Genomic DNA, 1,109 nt, shown 5'->3' with positions numbered 1-1,109 from the left:
GCTCGGCCCACCGTAGCGTTGACCTGCTTGGCAGCGTTGGAAATTCCATGAAGCTTCCTGGACACTCCGGCCAAGACTCCGCCGGTCCTGTCGACTGCAGAGATGACAGCGCGGGCTTCCATGGATCTGCTTGCCATTATCGGCTCCTCTTCTTGCGAGCAATCACTCGGCCGATCCAATATTCAGCCTGAGAGAGCGTCATCGACGAGGCCTCGGTCACGCTGACAATCCGCAGATCGAGTACTAGGGCGTCGCTGAGCTCGGTGAAATATTTCGCCTCGCCGCGCCGAAAAAATCCAACACGGCGTCCTTAACGCGCATTGCATCCGCGAGACACAACTGCCCGAGCAATATTCCACTGCTTGGCTCGCTGACGCAGGCCTCGATGTACTTCTCGATTACCTCAACATTCTCTACCCAGTAGGTCGTCCCATCCGGGTTACGTGCCCCGACGGCAGGCTCTCCCAGAGCGAAATAGTCTCTCCCCGTTGGTTCCTTTATAACTACGCGGCTGATAGGCTCCCCGTGCCCCATGATGGGGCTTGCGAGATCAATGGTTGTTGTTTTCATAGGTGACGATGCCAATGTTTGAAAGGATTCTGACGGAAGTTCTGGCTCCAGCGGCGATCCTCACGGGAGTGATTATGCTTGGTTTGGCTCCGGCTCTAATCGCCTTCTACTGGCGCCGACGTCTTGCTGGAGTTCTGATCGCAGTGATCGTCGTCTCGGGATTTGCTGCTTTCCCTCTCTCACCCATCGTTTCTGCGATCGTCTAGCTCGCCTGCCTTTTCATTGCCCTTGCGGTGGCGAACAGCGCGAAGCGTGATCACCAACACCGCGAGCTGCTGGCCGCCCTCGCTACGCGAGAAAATTTGCCGGAGCCGCGTCAGCCCACCTGATAGCTCGCCGTCTCCGCGGTGAGACCAGACACCTCACCATTCGACGAGTTGATCTCCGGTTCACCGCTCCAGTTGGCCCGTGTGAACATGTGGGTCAGACGGGCATCCGTTTCGACAAACGTGATGTTCAATTCCTCCAGCATCATCGCCTCGTCCCACTTGAGCCCGATGCCGCGATCGAACGTGAGGGCGATCGAAGCGAGCCTCGGC

The 1,109-nt window shown here is 57.9% G+C and carries 1 protein-coding gene; it reads right to left on the bottom strand.

Annotated elements, in window-relative coordinates; all coding sequences use genetic code 11:
* Positions 1-886: 886 nt before the first annotated feature.
* Positions 887-1,109 (bottom strand): phage tail tube protein (locus AC1DT3_RS22160; RefSeq protein WP_477467329.1); only part of this gene is annotated, 223 nt, incomplete at its 5' end.

The sequence above is a fragment of the Microvirga sp. P4_G7 genome, from assembly GCF_056401005.1.
The sequence above is the reverse complement of the archived record's forward strand: the minus strand, read 5'-3'. Positions and strand labels throughout refer to the sequence as shown.